General features: G+C 64.2%; 21 protein-coding genes and 1 tRNA gene. 17 read left to right on the top strand and 5 right to left on the bottom strand.

What is annotated here, in order from left to right; translation table 11 throughout:
- Positions 1–82: 82 nt before the first annotated feature.
- Complete coding sequence (locus XH91_RS00535; RefSeq protein ID WP_128948782.1) at positions 83–508, bottom strand: organic hydroperoxide resistance protein; 426 nt, start codon at positions 506–508, stop codon at positions 83–85.
- A 156-nt stretch (positions 509–664) separates the two neighbouring features.
- On the opposite strand from XH91_RS00535, the gene XH91_RS00530 reads away from it, so the two are divergent.
- Positions 665–1,123 (top strand): MarR family winged helix-turn-helix transcriptional regulator, encoded by a 459-nt coding sequence (locus XH91_RS00530; RefSeq protein WP_128948781.1) that lies wholly within the window; start codon positions 665–667, stop codon positions 1,121–1,123.
- Between the two features lie 4 nt (positions 1,124–1,127).
- Here the strand turns inward: XH91_RS00530 and XH91_RS00525 are convergent, their stop codons facing one another.
- From XH91_RS00525 to XH91_RS00515, 3 genes are all read right to left on the bottom strand, one after another.
- A complete protein-coding gene (locus XH91_RS00525; protein WP_128948780.1) occupies positions 1,128–1,370 on the bottom strand; it encodes a GIY-YIG nuclease family protein in 243 nt (80 codons plus the stop codon).
- 156 nt (positions 1,371–1,526) lie between these two features.
- Positions 1,527–1,602 (bottom strand) — tRNA-Ala (locus XH91_RS00520).
- Positions 1,603–1,693: 91 nt separating this feature from the next.
- Entirely contained in the window at positions 1,694–2,101 is a 408-nt protein-coding gene (locus tag XH91_RS00515) for a TIGR02300 family protein (RefSeq protein WP_128948779.1), read from the bottom strand.
- Positions 2,102–2,261: 160 nt separating this feature from the next.
- On the opposite strand from XH91_RS00515, the gene aroA reads away from it, so the two are divergent.
- The 16 genes from aroA to XH91_RS00430 all read left to right on the top strand — a co-directional run bounded on the left by aroA (position 2,262) and on the right by XH91_RS00430 (position 16,484).
- A complete protein-coding gene (gene aroA, locus XH91_RS00510; RefSeq protein WP_128948778.1) occupies positions 2,262–3,599 on the top strand; it encodes a 3-phosphoshikimate 1-carboxyvinyltransferase in 1,338 nt (445 codons plus the stop codon).
- A 10-nt stretch (positions 3,600–3,609) separates the two neighbouring features.
- On the top strand, positions 3,610–4,215 hold the full coding sequence (locus tag XH91_RS00505) for a hypothetical protein (protein ID WP_128948777.1): 606 nt from the start codon (positions 3,610–3,612) through the stop codon (positions 4,213–4,215).
- A gap of 43 nt (positions 4,216–4,258) precedes the next feature.
- Complete coding sequence (locus XH91_RS00500) at positions 4,259–4,600, top strand: hypothetical protein (protein ID WP_245477261.1); 342 nt, start codon at positions 4,259–4,261, stop codon at positions 4,598–4,600.
- Positions 4,601–4,605: 5 nt separating this feature from the next.
- The gene (cmk, locus tag XH91_RS00495) at positions 4,606–5,244 is read left to right on the top strand and encodes a (d)CMP kinase (RefSeq protein ID WP_128948775.1); all 639 of its coding nucleotides are present in this window, start codon (positions 4,606–4,608) and stop codon (positions 5,242–5,244) included.
- A gap of 268 nt (positions 5,245–5,512) precedes the next feature.
- Positions 5,513–7,219: a 30S ribosomal protein S1 gene (gene rpsA, locus XH91_RS00490; protein WP_057752276.1), complete on the top strand. Its 1,707-nt coding sequence runs from the start codon at positions 5,513–5,515 to the stop codon at positions 7,217–7,219.
- Positions 7,220–7,452: 233 nt separating this feature from the next.
- Entirely contained in the window at positions 7,453–8,433 is a 981-nt protein-coding gene (gene sppA / locus XH91_RS00485) for a signal peptide peptidase SppA (RefSeq protein ID WP_128948774.1), read from the top strand.
- 182 nt (positions 8,434–8,615) lie between these two features.
- The gene (locus tag XH91_RS00480; RefSeq protein ID WP_007598410.1) at positions 8,616–8,921 is read left to right on the top strand and encodes an integration host factor subunit beta; all 306 of its coding nucleotides are present in this window, start codon (positions 8,616–8,618) and stop codon (positions 8,919–8,921) included.
- A gap of 71 nt (positions 8,922–8,992) precedes the next feature.
- The gene (locus tag XH91_RS00475; RefSeq protein WP_128948773.1) at positions 8,993–9,385 is read left to right on the top strand and encodes a lipopolysaccharide assembly protein LapA domain-containing protein; all 393 of its coding nucleotides are present in this window, start codon (positions 8,993–8,995) and stop codon (positions 9,383–9,385) included.
- Positions 9,386–9,449: 64 nt separating this feature from the next.
- Positions 9,450–10,109 (top strand): phosphoribosylanthranilate isomerase, encoded by a 660-nt coding sequence (locus tag XH91_RS00470; protein WP_128948772.1) that lies wholly within the window; start codon positions 9,450–9,452, stop codon positions 10,107–10,109.
- Positions 10,106–11,323 (top strand): tryptophan synthase subunit beta, encoded by a 1,218-nt coding sequence (gene trpB / locus XH91_RS00465; RefSeq protein ID WP_128948771.1) that lies wholly within the window; start codon positions 10,106–10,108, stop codon positions 11,321–11,323. The genes XH91_RS00470 and trpB overlap by 4 nt, the downstream gene beginning before the upstream one ends.
- Entirely contained in the window at positions 11,320–12,156 is an 837-nt protein-coding gene (trpA, locus tag XH91_RS00460) for a tryptophan synthase subunit alpha (RefSeq protein ID WP_128948770.1), read from the top strand. Before trpB ends, trpA begins: the two co-directional genes overlap by 4 nt.
- A gap of 170 nt (positions 12,157–12,326) precedes the next feature.
- Positions 12,327–13,268 carry an acetyl-CoA carboxylase, carboxyltransferase subunit beta gene (accD, locus tag XH91_RS00455; protein WP_128948769.1) on the top strand — a complete coding sequence of 314 codons (942 nt, stop codon included), beginning with the start codon at positions 12,327–12,329 and terminating at the stop codon, positions 13,266–13,268.
- The gene (locus tag XH91_RS00450; protein WP_128948768.1) at positions 13,265–14,608 is read left to right on the top strand and encodes a bifunctional folylpolyglutamate synthase/dihydrofolate synthase; all 1,344 of its coding nucleotides are present in this window, start codon (positions 13,265–13,267) and stop codon (positions 14,606–14,608) included. Before accD ends, XH91_RS00450 begins: the two co-directional genes overlap by 4 nt.
- A gap of 138 nt (positions 14,609–14,746) precedes the next feature.
- Positions 14,747–15,487: a metallophosphoesterase family protein gene (locus XH91_RS00440; protein WP_128948767.1), complete on the top strand. Its 741-nt coding sequence runs from the start codon at positions 14,747–14,749 to the stop codon at positions 15,485–15,487.
- A gap of 107 nt (positions 15,488–15,594) precedes the next feature.
- Positions 15,595–16,020 carry an SRPBCC family protein gene (locus tag XH91_RS00435; RefSeq protein WP_128948766.1) on the top strand — a complete coding sequence of 142 codons (426 nt, stop codon included), beginning with the start codon at positions 15,595–15,597 and terminating at the stop codon, positions 16,018–16,020.
- A complete protein-coding gene (locus tag XH91_RS00430) occupies positions 16,017–16,484 on the top strand; it encodes a MarR family winged helix-turn-helix transcriptional regulator (RefSeq protein ID WP_128948765.1) in 468 nt (155 codons plus the stop codon). Before XH91_RS00435 ends, XH91_RS00430 begins: the two co-directional genes overlap by 4 nt.
- Before the next feature lie 102 nt (positions 16,485–16,586).
- Here the strand turns inward: XH91_RS00430 and trxA are convergent, their stop codons facing one another.
- A complete protein-coding gene (trxA, locus tag XH91_RS00425; RefSeq protein WP_092289405.1) occupies positions 16,587–16,907 on the bottom strand; it encodes a thioredoxin in 321 nt (106 codons plus the stop codon).
- Positions 16,908–16,917: the final 10 nt, after the last annotated feature.

Genomic DNA, 16,917 nt, shown 5'->3' with positions numbered 1-16,917 from the left:
TCGCCGCGCAATCCGCGGCGTGGAAAATCTCATGGAAGCGGCCGGCCCGAGAGGATCCCGGGCCAGCCAATTCACCGTCGGATCAGACGACCGTCAGGCGAACCTCGACATTGCCGCGGGTGGCGTTGGAGTACGGGCACACCTGATGCGCCTTCTCGACCAGCGCCTCGGCCTCGGTGCGGGACAGGCCCGGCAACGAGACGGCGAGGTCAATGTCGAGGCCGAAGCCGCCGGCCGAGCGCGGACCGATGCCGACGGTCGAGGTCACGGAGGCGTCAGTGGGAACCTTCGGGCCGCCCTGCGAGGCCACGAACTTCATTGCGCCGATGAAGCAGGCGGCATAGCCGGCCGCAAACAGCTGCTCGGGATTGTTGCCGGCGCCGCCGCCACCGCCGAGTTCCTTCGGCGTGGTGAGTTTGACGTCGAGCGCGCCGTCGAGGGTCGCAGCATGGCCGTCGCGGCCACCGGTGGCCTTTGCGCTGGTCTTGTACAGGACGTTCACTGACATTTTCGTCTCCCTTGGGGGCTTCGGTTTGGGTGGCTTTCATATCGCAAACAATTAGATTGTGCGCAATTGAAATCGGCATGTCTCACATTTAATTGTTCGCAATTGAATGTAGATCCGCCCGGTCCCACAATGCGGGTCAGTCTCGAGAGATTCTCTATGGCCCGGAAATCAGCGACCCTCGATCCGCAACGCCTCGACAATCAGATCTGCTTCGCGATCTATTCGGCCGCGCATGCCTTCAACCGCGTCTACAAGCCGCTGCTCGAGCGGCTCGGCCTGACCTATCCGCAATATCTCGTCATGCTGGTGCTGTGGGAGCGCGACGACGTACCGGTGAAGGACATCGGCGAAAGGCTGTTTCTGGATTCGGGCACGCTGACGCCGCTGCTGAAGCGGCTGGAGTCCGTGCATCTAGTCAAGCGCACGCGCTCGAGCGAGGACGAACGCCAGGTGCTGATCGCGCTGACGCCGCAGGGCCACGCGCTGAAAGACAAGGCGCGCAACGTGCCGCAGTCGATCCTGGCGGCCTCGGACTGCTCGGTGTCGGAGCTGGTCGCGATGAAGGACGAGATCGTGGCGTTGCGGGACCGGTTGAATGCGGTGATTGGGGAGTAGGGCCTCAGCAGAGCCGCTTTTTCGAGAAAGCGCGGCCTGAGTGTGACTTGAGATAAGTCTCGAACGCCAAGGCCTTCATCTTGTCGGGGAAAGCGCAGTACCAGACCAGCTTCCACGGTTTGAACTTGGCGGTGTGAGCGGACTTGCCGGCGTTGTGCTCCGGAAGTCGGCGCTTCAGATCTTCCGTGGCGCCGATGTATTCCTGATCCGGAAATTCGATGCTGCGGAGGATGTAGACGTACCACATTGACGGCTCGCGTCTGGGCAGTCGGACAAAGATAGAGAAGGAAGGAATCTCAGAACGCTACCAGTCCGTCTTCGCCCTTCGGGCTTCGCCGGACACCACGCTTCGCCCTTCAGGCTCCGTCGTGGCTGCGCCACGCGTAGCCCGAAGGGCGAAGCCTGGTGGAGCCAGGCGGGATCGAACCGCCGACCTCTTGCATGCCATGCAAGCGCTCTCCCAGCTGAGCTATGGCCCCTTAACCCTCGGGATGATCCTGGGGGATCACTCCCGGCCGGCGAGCCTTCCGACTCGCGCGGTGCACCCTTTTTCACAGATCAGGACTGATCTCAAGTCTCTTCATCACCTCCGACATCACCAATGATGTCGGTCACGTCCTCATCGCCCTCTTCTTCGTCGGCAATGAAGGTCGAATCATCGTCATCGTCGTCGTCGAGGGTCTCGTCGACCTCGATATCGTCCTCGGATTCGGGGACGACGGCCTTGACCTTGCCGGTGTTCTCCTCGGCATCGGCCTCCTCGAGCGAGACCTCCTCGACCTCGGCGGGCTCCGGCGCGGTATCGGTGGCTGCTGCGTGACGAGCCTCGGCGCCGCGAGGCATGCGGGCTGGCGCCACGGGCGCGATCGGCACGACTTCGCCGGTATAGGGCGAGATCACCGGATTCTTGTTGAGGTCATAGAACTTCTTGCCCGTGGTCGGGCAAATACGTTTGGTTCCGAGTTCGGACTTGGCCACGGCAGAGGAATCCTGGGAATGTCTGAAAAGCGGTGTTTCACTTGGCTAGTTGGCGGCCCGCTGTCAATAGCGCATTACGAGAGAAAGACATGCTCGTGACGGCGGGGAGGCCATGTGGTAGGTGCCCGCCAGCCTCTGAGGCGCATCCAAGGACACAATCTTGACCCATTCCGACAAGCCGACACCGCTGAAGTCGAGCTCGAGCGGTCCCCTGACCGGAAAAGTACGGGTGCCCGGAGACAAATCGATCTCCCACCGAGCCCTCATCCTGGGCGCGCTGGCGGTCGGCGAGACCCGCATTACGGGCCTGCTCGAGGGCGAGGACGTCCTCAACACCGCCAAATCCATGCAGGCCCTCGGCGCCAAGGTCGAGCGCACCGGCGATTTCGCCTGGAAGGTGAACGGCGTGGGTGTCGGCGGCTTTGCCCAGCCGAAGGCGGCGCTGGATTTCGGCAACTCCGGCACCGGCTGCCGGCTGGTCATGGGCGCCGTCGCCGGCTGCCCGATCTCGGCAATTTTCGACGGGGATGCCTCGCTGCGCAGCCGCCCGATGCGCCGGATCCTCGATCCGCTCGAAAAGATGGGCGCCAAGGTCGTCTCTGGCGGCGAGGGCGGCCGCCTGCCGCTGACCCTCCAGGGCGCGCGCGATCCGCTGCCGCTCACCTACAAGACCCCGGTCGCCTCGGCCCAGATCAAATCGGCGGTGCTGCTGGCGGGCGTCGCCGCGCCGGGCACCACCACCGTGATCGAGAACGAGGCCAGCCGCGACCACACCGAGCTGATGCTGAAGCATTTTGGTGCCGACGTCACTTCGATTGCCGAGGGCGCTCACGGCCGCCGCATCACGCTTGTTGGCCAGCCCGAGCTGCATGGCGCCACCGTCATCGTGCCCGCGGATCCCTCGTCGGCGGCTTTTCCTGTTGTCGCGGCATTGATCGTCGAAGGCTCGGACATCGTTCTCTCGGATGTCATGACCAATCCGCTCCGCACCGGCCTGTTCACGACGCTGCGTGAGATGGGCGCGTCCATCGAGGAAAGCGAAGTGCGCGGCGACGCCGGCGAGCCGATGGCGCGCTTGCGGGTACGCGCCTCAAAGCTGCGCGGCGTCGAGGTGCCGCCGGAGCGCGCGCCCTCGATGATCGATGAATATCTGGTGCTCGCCGTGGCGGCGTCGTTTGCCGAAGGCACCACGATCATGCGGGGCCTGCAGGAGCTCCGCGTCAAGGAATCCGACCGGCTCGAGGCCACCGCCGACATGCTTCGCGTCAACGGCGTGAAGGTCACCGTCTCCGGCGACGATCTGATCGTCGAGGGGCGCGGCCATGTCCCCGGCGGCGGTATCGTCGCCACGCATATGGACCATCGTATCGCGATGTCGGCGCTGGTGATGGGCTGCGCCTCCGACCAGCCGGTGACCGTCGACGACACTGCGTTCATCGCGACCAGTTTCCCTGACTTCATTCCAATGATGCGTTCGCTTGGGGCCGAGTTTTCATGAGGCAGCTGCCATGAGCGCAGCCTTCGACCGCGATGCTCTGCTGGATGCTTTCGATTCGATCGGCCGTGCTGCGGCCGAGGCCGGAACCAAGCTTCAAATTGCGGTCTATGGTGGCTCGGCCCTCATGCTCGCCAGCAATTTTCGCTTTGCGACCGAAGACGTCGATGTCTCGAAGCTGGAGCATCCCCTGCCCGATTGGCTGGCGCGGACGACAGCCGAAATCGCCGCGCGAAACGGATGGGACGCTGACTGGCTCAACGATCACGTCGTCTTCCATCTCAGCCCGTTGGCAGACCGCGCCGCGGATCATCTCGAATTCGGCAGTTTCCCGCGCGACGGCTCACCGCCAGGGCTTGAGGTTTCGGTGCCGTCTGCTGCTTACCTTCTCGCATTGAAATTGAAGGCTTTCCGCATCGCGGATCCCGTACGCGGGGAGACGGAACGGCTGGATATCTTGAACTTGATGAAAGTGGTTGGGATCTCGACCGTAGAGGAAGCTATAGTTCTGCTCGGCCGGTATTTTCCGGTGAGCGCGGCGTCCTCGGAGAAGCAGCGCTTCTTGTTGAAGCACATGGACCTCGGGGGAGGAGCGAATGCGCCCAAATACCCTCGCTGAAGCTGTCGACTGCATTCGCGCCGGCGCACCGCAGGACGCGACGTTGGCCGAATTCGTAGACACGTTCGATTTGGCTGGATCGAGCGAGGCTCAATACGAGACAATCGAGGACGAGCCGGCATTGACGCAAAACGACCGGCTCGATGCCCTGGTCGGCGCGATCGCCGAATATCTATCCAAGCAACGTCGGCTTGGCCGGGTGCCGGCGTGGGTCTGCAATCCGGCCCGGCGTCTAGCTGAGCCGTGGTTTACCGCGTCATCCCCGTCCGACGCAATGCGCGAATATCTCACCTTCGCCAGCCCCGCAGAATTCGCGTCCCGCAATATTTTCACCGAAGAACGGCCATTGCGACGCGCGCGCCGGCCGCAGACAGCCAAGGTTTAAGTCATATGATCATCGCCATCGACGGACCCGCAGCTTCGGGCAAGGGCACGCTCGGCAAGCGCCTTGCCCATCACTACGGTTATCGTCATCTCGATACCGGCGTGATCTATCGCGCGGTCGCCTACGCCCTGATGGAATCAGGCCATGATCTCAGGGACGAGGTCGCCGCGGTGCAGGCCGCCCTGGAACTCGATCCGGAAAAATTCGGCAATCCCGCGCTAAAGACCCAGAAGGCCGGCGAGGGCGCTTCCATTGTCTCGGCCATCCCGAGGGTTCGCGAGGTCCTGGTCAATTTCCAGCGGCAATTCGCCGCCGATCCGCCCGGGGCGGTGCTGGACGGACGGGACATCGGAACCGTGATCTGCCCGGATGCCGACGTGAAGATCTTCGTCGTGGCCGACCCCAGGGTTCGGGCCCGCCGGCGCACCATGGAGGCCAAGGCGCGGGGCGAGGAGGCGGACGAGGCAGCCGTGCTGGCGGACATCATCCAGCGCGACGAACGGGACAAGAACCGGCCGATTGCGCCCTTAAAACCAGCGGCGGATGCTTACTTGCTAGATAACTCCCAACTGGATATAGAAGGCGGCGTCCGGGCCGCCATCGACATTATCGAGGCCGTCCGAGCGGGCCGGTCGCGGGGTTAAGCCGCAGCCGTCATTGGAGGAAGCGCCCGCTCCCGCTCTTTGAGGTCGATACTCTCGGTCCCTGCTTGGGGACCGACGCGATCCAGGCTCCGGACACAACGATTTCCACGTATCGAACGCGCGGGCCTCTGCCGGCCCGCTTTCGCTGTTTCGGCTCCAGGCCGGAGCAACGAGCGGTCGCTCGAAGGTCTTGCGGGCCTTCCGACACTGCGTGCGCGATACGCCCATGAACCCAACGGCCGGCAAGACATCCGCAACTGGAGAACAAATGGCTTCGACTTCCGCTGATACCTATAGCCCGTCGCGTGACGATTTCGCCGCGATGCTCGACGAGTCCTTCGCAGGTGGCAACCTGCAGGAGAGCTCCGTCGTCAAGGGCAAGGTGGTTGCTATTGAAAAGGACATGGCCGTCATCGACGTCGGCCTGAAGACCGAAGGCCGCGTTGCGCTGCGCGAATTTTCCGGCCCCGGCCGTGACAGCGAAATCAAGGTTGGCGACGAGGTGGAAGTGTTCCTCGATCGCATCGAAAACGCCCTCGGCGAGGCCGTGCTGTCGCGCGACAAGGCGCGCCGCGAGGAGAGCTGGGGCAAGCTGGAGAAGGCATTCCAGAACAACGAGAAGGTCACGGGCGTCATCTTCAACCAGGTCAAGGGCGGCTTCACCGTCGACCTCGACGGTGCCGTTGCCTTTCTGCCGCGTTCGCAGGTCGACATCCGTCCGATCCGCGACGTTGCGCCGCTGATGAACAACGCGCAGCCGTTCCAGATCCTCAAGATGGACCGCCGCCGCGGCAACATCGTCGTGTCCCGCCGCACGGTTCTCGAAGAGACCCGCGCCGAGCAGCGTCAGGAGCTGGTGCAGAACCTCGAAGAGGGCCAGGTCATCGACGGCGTGGTCAAGAACATCACCGATTACGGTGCGTTCGTTGATCTCGGCGGCATCGACGGCCTGCTGCACGTCACCGACATCGCGTGGCGCCGCGTCAACCACCCGACCGAGGTGCTCTCGATCGGCCAGACCGTGAAGGTCAAGATCATCAAGATCAACCACGAGACGCACCGCATCTCGCTGGGCATGAAGCAGCTGCTGGACGATCCGTGGCAGGGCATCGAAGCCAAGTACCCGCTGGGTGCCCGCTTCACCGGCCGCGTCACCAACATCACCGACTACGGTGCGTTCGTCGAGCTCGAGCCGGGCATCGAAGGCCTGATCCACGTCTCCGAGATGTCGTGGACCAAGAAGAACATGCACCCCGGCAAGATCGTGTCGACCTCGCAGGAAGTCGACGTGCAGGTGCTGGAAGTCGATTCCGTCAAGCGCCGCATCTCGCTCGGCCTCAAGCAGACCATGCGCAACCCCTGGGAGGTCTTCGTCGAAGGTCACCCGACCGGTTCGGTGGTCGAGGGCGAAGTCAAGAACAAGACCGAGTTCGGTCTGTTCCTGGGCCTCGAGGGCGACGTCGACGGCATGGTCCATCTCTCCGACCTCGACTGGAAGCTTCCGGGCGAGCAGGTGATCGACAACTACAAGAAGGGCGACATGGTGAAGGCCGTGGTGCTCGATGTGGACGTCGAGAAGGAGCGCATCTCGCTCGGCATCAAGCAGCTCGAAGGCGACCCCTTCGCCGAGCCGGGCGATGTCAAGAAGGGCGCCGTCGTGACCTGCGAAGTGCTCGAAGTGAAGGAAAGCGGTATCGAGGTGAAGATCGCCGGGACCGACTTCTCGACCTTCATCAAGCGCTCGGAGCTCGCGCGTGACCGCAACGACCAGCGCGCCGAACGCTTCGCCGTCGGCGAGAAGGTCGATGCCCGCGTGATCCAGTTCGACAAGAAGGCCCGCAAGGTCCAGGTGTCGATCAAGGCGCTCGAAGTCGCCGAAGAGAAGGAAGCCATCGCGCAATACGGCTCCTCGGATTCGGGTGCGACGCTCGGCGACATCCTGGGCACCGCGCTCAAGAATCGCGACAGCAAGTAAGCGAAACGTTCGTTTCGCTGACAGGGAAGCCCCGGCGCGAGCCGGGGCTTTTTTGTTGCGGTCGCTATGGATCCCCGCCTTCGCGGGGATGACGAATGAGTTTGTTGCGGCTTCCTTGGCTCTCACCAGGCCTTGTTTTCTTCAAATTGCGCCGCAATTGATGTATCCAGACAAGCTGATGGTCACGTCGTGACGGCACAACTGCCAGCGGCCTTTCATTTGGAGATATCTCGATGTCGCTCGATTCGGACATCATCGTCGATCGCCGCAGGATCCGCCGCAAGCTGACGTTCTGGCGCGTGATGGCCGCGCTGATCGCGATCGCCGCGATCGCGGGCATTGCGATGATCGCGACGCCTGGCGCGCGCGGCAGCTTCGTCTCCGCAGGCTCCATCGCGCGTGTGCAGATCGAGGGCCTGATCCGCAGCGATGCCGAGCGCACGCACGCGCTGGAGCGGCTGGAGAATTCGCAGGCCGCTGCCGTGATCGTTCACATCAATTCGCCCGGCGGCACCACCGCCGGCTCCGAGCAGCTCTATGATTCCCTGACGCGCCTGAAGGCGAAGAAGCCGCTGGTCGTCGTGGTCGAGGGCCTTGCGGCCTCCGGCGGCTACATCACCGCGATCGCAAGCGATCACATCATCGCCCAGCAAAGCTCGCTGGTCGGCTCGATCGGCGTGCTGTTCCAGTTTCCGAACTTCACCGAGCTGCTGAAGACCATCGGCGTCAAGGTCGAGGAGGTAAAATCCACGCCGCTCAAGGCCGCGCCCAACGGTTTTGAGCCGACCAGTCCGGAAGCGCGCGCGGCGCTGGATGCGCTGGTGAAGGATTCCTATGCCTGGTTCAAGGATCTGGTGAAGCAGCGCCGTGGCATGGATGACACGCAGCTCGAAAAAGTGGTCGATGGCCGCGTCTTCACGGGCCGCCAGGCGATCGATCTCAAGCTGATCGATCAGCTCGGCGACGAGAAGACCGCGGTGACCTGGCTCGAGGAGCAGAAGGGCGTCAAGAAGGGTCTTTCGGTGCGCGATTACAAGCTCGAGCCCCGCTTCGGCGACCTGACGTTCCTCAAGACCGCGGCCTCAGTAACGCTGGAAGCGCTTGGATTCAGCGCGATTGCGCATCAAATCGAGCAAACCGGCCTTGCGCAGGCGGTCGATCGTGCCGGGTTGGATGGAATGCTGGCCCTGTGGGAGCCGGCTGCGTCGAATTGACCTGAAACTGACGGAACCGCGCGAGCTCCGGACCTTTTTCCCGTCTGGCGGGTAGCTTCGCAGCCCGCTTTTTCGGCAAATGTCACGCATTTTCACGACGCGCAACCTTCATTTAGCGTCTTGACAGATCAAGGCATTTTCACGGAAATGGTCATCCGCACGCTTCCGGGTCCTATCTCTCGATGATCAAATCCGAACTTGTTCAGCGTATCGCCGAGCACAACCCGCATCTGTACCAGCGGGATGTCGAGAACATTGTGAATGCGATTCTCGAAGAGATCGTAGCGGCACTCGCACGCGGTGACCGCGTCGAGCTGCGCGGCTTCGGCGCTTTCTCGGTCAAGCATCGCCCCGCCCGCGCCGGCCGCAATCCGCGCACCGGCGCCCATGTCCCCGTCGATCAGAAGAGCGTTCCGTTCTTCAAGACCGGCAAGGAAATGCGCGAGCGGCTCAACCGCGACCATCCGGATCCGGGCGCGCCCGATTAAGTCTGTCGTCCGGGTTTTACCTGATGGCCGCATGATGCGGCCGCAAGCTTGATTCAAGACGAGCGATCGCGATGCGAAAATTCCTGACCGCGCTGATCGTGATTCCGCTGGGTCTCATCCTGGTGACGTTCGCCGTCGCCAACCGGCATTTCGTCACTGTCTCCTTCGATCCCTTCATGGCGGCCGATCCGGCCCTGTCGGTCACGCTGCCGCTGTTTCTCCTGCTGATCCTGGTGGCTGCCGTGGGCGTCATCGCCGGCGGCTGCGCCGTCTGGTTCGGCCAGCGGCACTGGCGGCGTGCCGCACGCCGGCATGAGGCCGATGCCCGGGCCGTAAGGAGCGAACTGGCCGGCCTGCGGGCCCAGACGGCCCCGGCAAAGCCCGAGGCCCAGCGCCTCCCGGTGCCCTCAGGGGTCGGCCTTTACGGGGCCATCGGGCGAGACAAGCAGCGCGCGACGTTGTAGAAGCGGCCCAACTGAAAAGCCCGTTTCCCGGCCGCCACTTGCGGCCACCATCTGCATTGAGACCATGTCCCTGCTCGTCAAGATCTGTGGCCTGTCCACGCGCGAGACGCTTCAAACGGCGCTCGATGCGGGCGCCGACATGGTGGGCTTCGTGTTCTTTCCGCCCTCGCCGCGGCACGTCTCGCTGGAGACGGGGCGCGAACTCGGCCGGCAGGTGAAAAAGCGCGCACTGAAAGTGGCGCTCACGGTCGATGCCGACGATGCCACGCTCGACAACATCATGGACGCGCTGTCGCCCGACATCTTCCAGCTCCACGGCCGGGAGAGCGTGGCGCGCTTGCGCGACATCAAGCAGAAGTTCGGCCGCCCGGTGATGAAGGCGGTACCGGTTGCAACATCCGCGGATCTCGCCGTGCTGCCCGGCTATGCCGCGGTCGCCGATCGCATCCTGTTCGATGCCCGGGCGCCGAAGGATGCGACCCGCCCCGGCGGCTTGGGCGCGCCCTTCGATTGGCATCTGCTGGAAAACCTGGAGCTCGATCTGCCGTATATGGTTTCGGGCGGCCTTGATGCCGAAAACCTCGCCGAGGCCGTTCGCATCACCCGTGCCGGCGGCGTCGACGTCTCCTCCGGTGTCGAGAGCGCCCCCGGTGTGAAAGACCCGGAGCTGATCAAGGCCTTCATTCGCGCCGCGCGCGCCACTCGAGAGTTGAGCGTTCGATGAACATCGCCAAACCAAATTCCTATCGCAGCGGCCCGGACGAGCGCGGCCATTTCGGCATCTTCGGCGGACGCTTCGTCGCCGAAACCCTGATGCCGCTGATCCTCGATCTGGAGAAGGCCTACACCGCGGCCAAGGCCGATCCGGCGTTTCAGGCCGAGATGAACGGCTATCTGAAGAACTACGTCGGCCGACCCTCGCCGCTGTATTTCGCGGAGCGTCTCACCGAGCATCTCGGCGGTGCCAAGATCTACCTGAAGCGCGAAGAGCTCAACCACACCGGCTCGCACAAGGTGAACAACGTGCTCGGCCAGATCATGCTGGCGCGGCGCATGGGCAAGAAGCGCATCATCGCCGAGACCGGCGCCGGCCAGCATGGCGTTGCCACCGCGACGCTGTGCGCGCGCTTTGGCCTGGAATGCGTGGTCTATATGGGCGCCGTCGACGTCGAGCGGCAGCAGCCCAACGTCATCCGCATGGAGATGCTGGGCGCCAAGGTGTTCCCGGTGCAGTCGGGCACGCGCACGCTGAAGGATGCCATGAACGAGGCGCTGCGCGATTGGGTCACCAACGTGCACAACACGTTCTACTGCATCGGCACGGTGGCGGGCCCGCATCCCTATCCGACGCTGGTGCGCGACTTCCAGTCGATCATCGGCAACGAGACCAAGACCCAGATGCAGGAGGTCGAGGGCCGCCTGCCGGATTCGCTGGTCGCCTGCATCGGCGGCGGCTCCAACGCCATGGGCCTGTTCCATCCGTTCCTCGACGATCCCAGCGTCGAAATCTTTGGCGTCGAAGCCGCGGGCCACGGGCTCACGCAACTGCATGCCGCTTCGATCGCAGGCGGCCGTCCCGGCGTGCTCCATGGCAACCGCACCTATCTGCTGATGGATGCCGACGGCCAGATCCAGGACGCGCATTCGATTTCCGCCGGCCTCGACTATCCCGGCATCGGCCCGGAGCATTCGTGGCTGCATGAGGTTGGCCGCGTCAATTATCTCTCCGCGACCGATGACGAGGCGCTCGCCGCGTTCCAGCTGCTTTCCAAGCTCGAAGGCATCATCCCCGCGCTCGAGCCCGCACACGCCATCGCCAAGGTGATGGAGCTCGCGCCGAAGCGGCCGAAAGACCACCTGATGGTCGTCAATCTCTCCGGCCGCGGCGACAAGGACGTCCCCCAGGTCGGCGACATCCTGAGGGGCAAGAGCAAGTGACCACGCGTATCGACACCCGTTTCGCCGAGCTGAAGAAGCAGGGCCGCGCGGCCTTTGTCACCTATGTGATGGCGGGCGATCCCGATCCCACGACGTCGCTCGAGATCGTCAAGGCGCTGCCAAAGGCCGGCTCCGACGTCATCGAGCTCGGCATTCCCTTCACCGATCCGATGGCGGACGGTCCCTCGATTCAGGCGGCAGGTTTGCGCGCGCTCAAGGTCGGCATGACCTTGAAGAAGACGCTCGATCTCGTGCGCGGCTTCCGCAAGGTGGACAACGTCACGCCGCTGGTGCTGATGGGCTATTACAATCCGATCTACATTTACGGCGTCGACAAGTTCTTGGCGGATGCCAAGTCGTCAGGCGTTGACGGCCTCATCATCGTCGATCTGCCGCCGGAGGAAGACGACGAGCTCTGCATTCCCGCGCTGAAGGCGGGGCTGAACTTCATTCGCCTGGCGACCCCGACCACCGACGACAAGCGCCTGCCCGCAGTGCTCACGAACACCTCGGGCTTTGTCTATTACGTCTCGATCGCCGGCATCACCGGTGCAGCAGCAGCGGATGCCAATGTCGTCGGTCAGGCCGTCGCGCGCATCAAGCGGCATACCGGGCTGCCGATCTGCGTCGGCTTCGGCATCCGAACGCCGGAGGCGGCGCGCGCCATTGCCGAGAAGGCCGATGGTTCGGTGGTCGGCACCGCGCTGGTCGACGCGCTCAAGAACAGCCTCGATGCCGAGGGACGGGCAACCGCCAAAACCGTTAACGCCGTGGCCGAGCTGACTGCGGCCCTGGCCCAGGGCGTCAAGGCCGCCAAACAAGCGGCCGAATAGGCCATAATTCCGCTTTGGCTTTCGTTTGAGCATGATCCTGTCGGAAAACCGCTTCACACTTTTCCGGATCATGCTCTAACGCGGGCGGCACCGCGGCTTGCCGGGCAAAGACCCGGCCGCCATATATCCCTTCAGGCGATCCCCAGCGGGTTCGCACATCGGAGCAAACCATGAACTGGCTTACCAATGTGGTCCGGCCGAAGATCCGCAACATGCTGCGGCGGGAGACGCCGGAGAATCTCTGGATCAAGTGCCCGGATTCCGGACAGCTCGTGTTCTACAAGGACGTCGAGGCCAACCAGTTCGTCATTCCCGGCTCGAACTACCACATGCGCATGGGCGCGGTGGCGCGGCTGAAGTCGATCTTCGACAACGAGACCTGGTTCGACGTCGCCCTGCCCGACGTGACGCCGGATCCGCTGAAGTTCCGCGACGAGAAGAAGTATGTCGACCGCATCAAGGATGCCCGGGCGCGCACCAATCTGAACGATGCGATCAAGGTCGGCTACGGCAAGCTCGAAGGCGCCGGCGTGGTCGTCGCCGTGCAGGATTTCGATTTCATGGGCGGCTCGCTCGGCATGGCCGCGGGCGAAGCCATCGTCCGCGGGCTCGAGCTCGCGGTCGAGAAGAAGTCGCCCTTCATCGTGTTCGCCGCCTCGGGCGGCGCGCGCATGCAGGAAGGCATCCTGTCGCTGATGCAGATGCCGCGCACCACCGTCGCGGTGCAGATGCTGCGCGAGGCCAAGCAGCCCTACATCGTCGTTCTGACCAACCCGACCACCGGCGGCGTCACCGCATCCTATGCGATGCTGGGCGATGTGCAGATCGCCGAGCCCGGCGCGTTGATCGGCTTTGCCGGCGCGCGCGTGATCGAGCAGACCATCCGCGAGAAGCTGCCGGAAGGTTTCCAGCGCGCCGAATATCTGAAAGAGCACGGCATGGTCGACATGGTCGTGCATCGCCACGAGCTGCGTCCGACGCTGGCGCGGCTGTGCCGGCTGCTGACCAGGGCGCCGGCGCTTGATGGCGCCTCGAAATCGGTCCAGCCGGTGACGACCCCGGCGCAGATCGTATCGGCTCCCGAGACGGCCCCGGCCGCGCCGCACGCGTGAACGCATCTCCTGACAGCGCAAAGGCGTCGCTCGATGCAGTGATCGGGCGGCTGTCGGCCCTGCATCAGAAGCGTATCGATCTCGGGCTCGAGCGGATGCATCGCCTGCTCGAGCGGCTCGATCACCCGGAACGCAAGCTGCCGCCGGTGATCCACGTCGCCGGCACCAACGGCAAGGGCTCGACGGTGGCCTATCTGCGCGCGACGCTGGAGAAGGCCGGCTTGCGCGCCCACGCCTACACCTCGCCCTATCTGGTCCGCATCAACGAATGTTTCCGGCTCGGCCGCGCCGGTGGCGGCGTGCTCGTCTCCGACGACGAATTGCGCGCGGCACTGGAACAGGTCGAGCGCGTCAATGCCGGCGAGCCTGCGACGGTCTTCGAGCTTAAGACCGCAGCCGCATTCCTGCTGTTCGCGCAAAACCCTGCCGACGCGGTGCTGCTCGAAGTCGGTCTCGGCGGCCGGCTGGATTCGACCAATGTGGTCGATACGCCGGCGGCCTGCGTGATCACGCCTGTCAGCATGGACCACATGGATTTCCTCGGCGACACGCTGGCCTCGATCGCCGCCGAGAAGGCCGCGATCATCAAGCGCGGGGTGCCGGTGATTTGTGCCGAGCAGACGGGCGAGGCGATGGCCGTCATCGAGGCGCAGGCCAGGCAGATGCGGGCGCCGCTGTTTGCCGCGAACGAGAGCTGGCACGTCAATGTCGAGCATGGCCGCCTGGTCTATTCCGACGAGCGCGGCCTGATGGATCTCGCTGCGCCGCGCCTGTTCGGCCGCCACCAGTTCGACAATGCCGGCCTTGCCATTGCGACGCTGCGTGCGATCCAGACTTTTGGGGTCAATCAGGCGGCGTTCGAGGCCGGCATCCTCAGCGCCGAATGGCCGGCGCGGATGCAGCGGCTCACTTCGGGCGAGTTGCTCGCTCTCGGACCGCAGGGGTCGGAGATCTGGCTCGACGGCGGGCACAATGCCGAAGGCGGCCGCGTCGCCGCCGCCGCGCTCGGCGATCTCGAAGAGCGGGTGTCGCGGCCCCTCGTCGTCATCGCGGGCATGATGGCCAACAAGGATGCGAAGGCGTTTCTCGCCAATTTCGCCGGGCTCACGCGTCACATCATCGCGGTGCCTATTCCCGACACCGAGAATGCGATGCCGGTCGACCGTCTTGCGGATGCCGTCCGCAGCCTCGGCATGCGCGTCGAGATCGCGCCCGGTATCGAGGCCGCGCTGCGCTCCCTGGCGAAGCTCGCCTATGAGGTGCCGCCGCGCATCCTGATCACAGGCTCGCTCTATCTCGCCGGCCACGTGCTCGGACTCAACGGCACGCCTCCTGCATGAGCTCTCGTGTCCCGGACGCGCTGCAACGCCCTAGCGTTGCTGCGCAGAGCCGGGACCCAGAATGCCGCCACATGGGCCCCGGCTCAGCAGCGCACCACTGACGTGCTGCGCTACGTCCGGGGCAAGAGAGAATCCCAAATGCGTTTCGCCGCGATTGCCGACGTCCACGGAAACCATCTCGCGCTGGAGGCGGTGCTCGCCGACATCCGCGCGCAAGGCATTGCCGACATCGTCAATCTCGGCGACATGCTGAGCGGTCCGCTCGATGCTGTCAGCACCATCGAGATCCTGATGGCGCTCGATGCCGTGCACGTGCTCGGCAATCACGACCGCTATCTGCTCGATCGTCCGCCGGAAAAGATGGGCTCGTGGGATCGCCCGGCGCATGCGCAGCTCAATGCCGCACAGCTCGACTGGCTGCGCGCGCAGCCAATGACGCGCGTGTTTCGGGATCAGGTCTTCCTTTGCCACGCGACGCCCGAGGATGACGAAATCTATTGGCTCGATACCGTGCACCCTGATGGCACCGTGGCGCTATCACCGCTCGACCGCATCGAGCAGTTCGCGCAAGGCGTCACGCAGTCGCTGATCTTGTGCGCCCACACCCATCTCGCCCGCGCTGTACGGCTTCGCGACGCCAGGTTGATCGTCAATCCCGGAAGTGTCGGCTGCCCCGGTTATCGCGACAAGCATCCATTCCCGCACGTCGTCGAAGCCGGCACGCCACACGCGCGCTACGCGATCCTCGAACGAGTCGATGGCGCCTGGCAGGTGACGTTCCGCCAGATCGCCTATGACCATGAAGCGATGGCCGTACTCGCCCGCCGCAACAACCAGCCGGGGCTGGCGAACGCGCTGGCGACGGGGTGGATCAAGTAGACCAATCCCCCCTAGTCCGGATTGAGCGCAGCGCAATCCGGGCTCCTGGCTTGACAATATCATATGCGCGCTTATTATAAGCGCACATATCAAGCGGGAGGTCATGCATGCGCGACGAAAGCACCTGGCGGAGCGAATACGCCATCGAGACGTCGGCTTCTCCAGAGACGATCTGGAGCATCTTTCGCGATGTTCCCGCCTGGAAGAACTGGAATGCGGGCATCGAGCAGATCGCCATCGACGGGCCGTTTGCATCAGGCACCTGGTTCACCATGAAGCCGCCCGGCGAGGAGGCGCTGCGATCGCTCCTGGTCGATGTTCGCGAGAACGTTTGCTTCGTCGATGAAACGCGGGTCGGCCATCTCGCCATCCTTGTCGTCCATCGCATCGAGCCGCTTGGCCCGGCGCGCACGCGCATCGTTTACGCGGTCGATGCCCGAGGGCCGCAGGCCGCCGAGATCGGTCCGGCCGTTTCCGCCGACTTTCCCGAAGTGCTGGCCAGCCTTGCCAAACTGGCTGAAGGGACGCGATGACGAAGTCGCCGCTCCCGACCCGTCTGTCCGGCCCCGCCGAAAGCCCGGGCTTTCTGCTCTGGAAGATCTCGAACGCCTGGCAGCGGCGGCAGCGGGCCGCGCTCCAGCCCTATGAGCTCACGCATTCCCAATTCGTGCTGCTGGCGACGGCGACGTGGTTCGGTAGCTCGGAGACGCTGACCCAGGCGCGGCTCTCGCAGCTCTGCGGCGTCGATCCCATGACGACGTCGCAGGTGCTGCGGGCGCTGGAAGCGGCGCAGTTGATCCAGCGGATCGACCACCCCGAGGATCCGCGCGCCAAGGCAATCTCGGTCACCAAGACGGGACGTGATCTTGCCCGCAAGGCCGTGGTGGCGGTCGAGGAGGCCGACACCGCGTTCTTTGAGCCACTGGGGTCCGATACCAAGCGGCTGGTCGCGATGTTTCAGGCACTCGTCGAAGGCAATGAGCGCGCTGATGAGTAGCCCGGATGGGGCGCAGCTCTGCGCTCCATCCGGGCTACGAGCAAAATAAAACGGCCGGCGAAGCGCCGGCCGTTGTCGAAAATCACCGCATTGCGGCGTGGATCAGACCGCGGAGGTGATCCACTGCTGCAGCTTCGCCTTCGGCGCGGCGCCGACCTGGCGGGAGGCCATCTCGCCGCCCTTGAAGATCATCAGGGTGGGGATCGACATCACGCCGTATTTCGATGCGGTCTTCGGGCTCTCGTCGACGTTGAGCTTCACGATCTTGACCTTGTCGCCCATCGCACCGGCGATCTCGTCGAGGGCGGGGGCGATCATGCGGCAGGGACCGCACCACTCGGCCCAGAAATCGACGACCACGGGGCCGTTCGCCTTGAGCACTTCGGCTTCGAAATCGCTATCGGAAACCTTGCCAACGGCCATTGGAGTACCT

The organism is Bradyrhizobium guangzhouense (genome assembly GCF_004114955.1).
Lineage (GTDB): Bacteria > Pseudomonadota > Alphaproteobacteria > Rhizobiales > Xanthobacteraceae > Bradyrhizobium > Bradyrhizobium guangzhouense.
This window is presented reverse-complemented; position numbering and strand designations above follow the sequence as displayed.

Excerpts from the sequence above, each read along its gene's own strand:
- XH91_RS00530 (WP_128948781.1), top strand. The coding sequence starts at position 665 with ATGGCCCGGAAATCAGCGACCCTCGATCCGCAACGCCTCGACAATCAG.
- trxA (WP_092289405.1), bottom strand. The coding sequence starts at position 16,907 with ATGGCCGTTGGCAAGGTTTCCGATAGCGATTTCGAAGCCGAAGTGCTC.
- XH91_RS00505 (WP_128948777.1), top strand. The coding sequence starts at position 3,610 with ATGAGCGCAGCCTTCGACCGCGATGCTCTGCTGGATGCTTTCGATTCG.
- XH91_RS00440 (WP_128948767.1), top strand. The coding sequence starts at position 14,747 with ATGCGTTTCGCCGCGATTGCCGACGTCCACGGAAACCATCTCGCGCTG.
- accD (WP_128948769.1), top strand. The coding sequence starts at position 12,327 with ATGAACTGGCTTACCAATGTGGTCCGGCCGAAGATCCGCAACATGCTG.
- XH91_RS00475 (WP_128948773.1), top strand. The coding sequence starts at position 8,993 with ATGCGAAAATTCCTGACCGCGCTGATCGTGATTCCGCTGGGTCTCATC.
- sppA (WP_128948774.1), top strand. The coding sequence starts at position 7,453 with ATGTCGCTCGATTCGGACATCATCGTCGATCGCCGCAGGATCCGCCGC.
- XH91_RS00470 (WP_128948772.1), top strand. The coding sequence starts at position 9,450 with ATGTCCCTGCTCGTCAAGATCTGTGGCCTGTCCACGCGCGAGACGCTT.
- trpB (WP_128948771.1), top strand. The coding sequence starts at position 10,106 with ATGAACATCGCCAAACCAAATTCCTATCGCAGCGGCCCGGACGAGCGC.
- XH91_RS00435 (WP_128948766.1), top strand. The coding sequence starts at position 15,595 with ATGCGCGACGAAAGCACCTGGCGGAGCGAATACGCCATCGAGACGTCG.
- rpsA (WP_057752276.1), top strand. The coding sequence starts at position 5,513 with ATGGCTTCGACTTCCGCTGATACCTATAGCCCGTCGCGTGACGATTTC.
- cmk (WP_128948775.1), top strand. The coding sequence starts at position 4,606 with ATGATCATCGCCATCGACGGACCCGCAGCTTCGGGCAAGGGCACGCTC.
- XH91_RS00525 (WP_128948780.1), bottom strand. The coding sequence starts at position 1,370 with ATGTGGTACGTCTACATCCTCCGCAGCATCGAATTTCCGGATCAGGAA.
- XH91_RS00430 (WP_128948765.1), top strand. The coding sequence starts at position 16,017 with ATGACGAAGTCGCCGCTCCCGACCCGTCTGTCCGGCCCCGCCGAAAGC.
- XH91_RS00535 (WP_128948782.1), bottom strand. The coding sequence starts at position 508 with ATGTCAGTGAACGTCCTGTACAAGACCAGCGCAAAGGCCACCGGTGGC.
- XH91_RS00480 (WP_007598410.1), top strand. The coding sequence starts at position 8,616 with ATGATCAAATCCGAACTTGTTCAGCGTATCGCCGAGCACAACCCGCAT.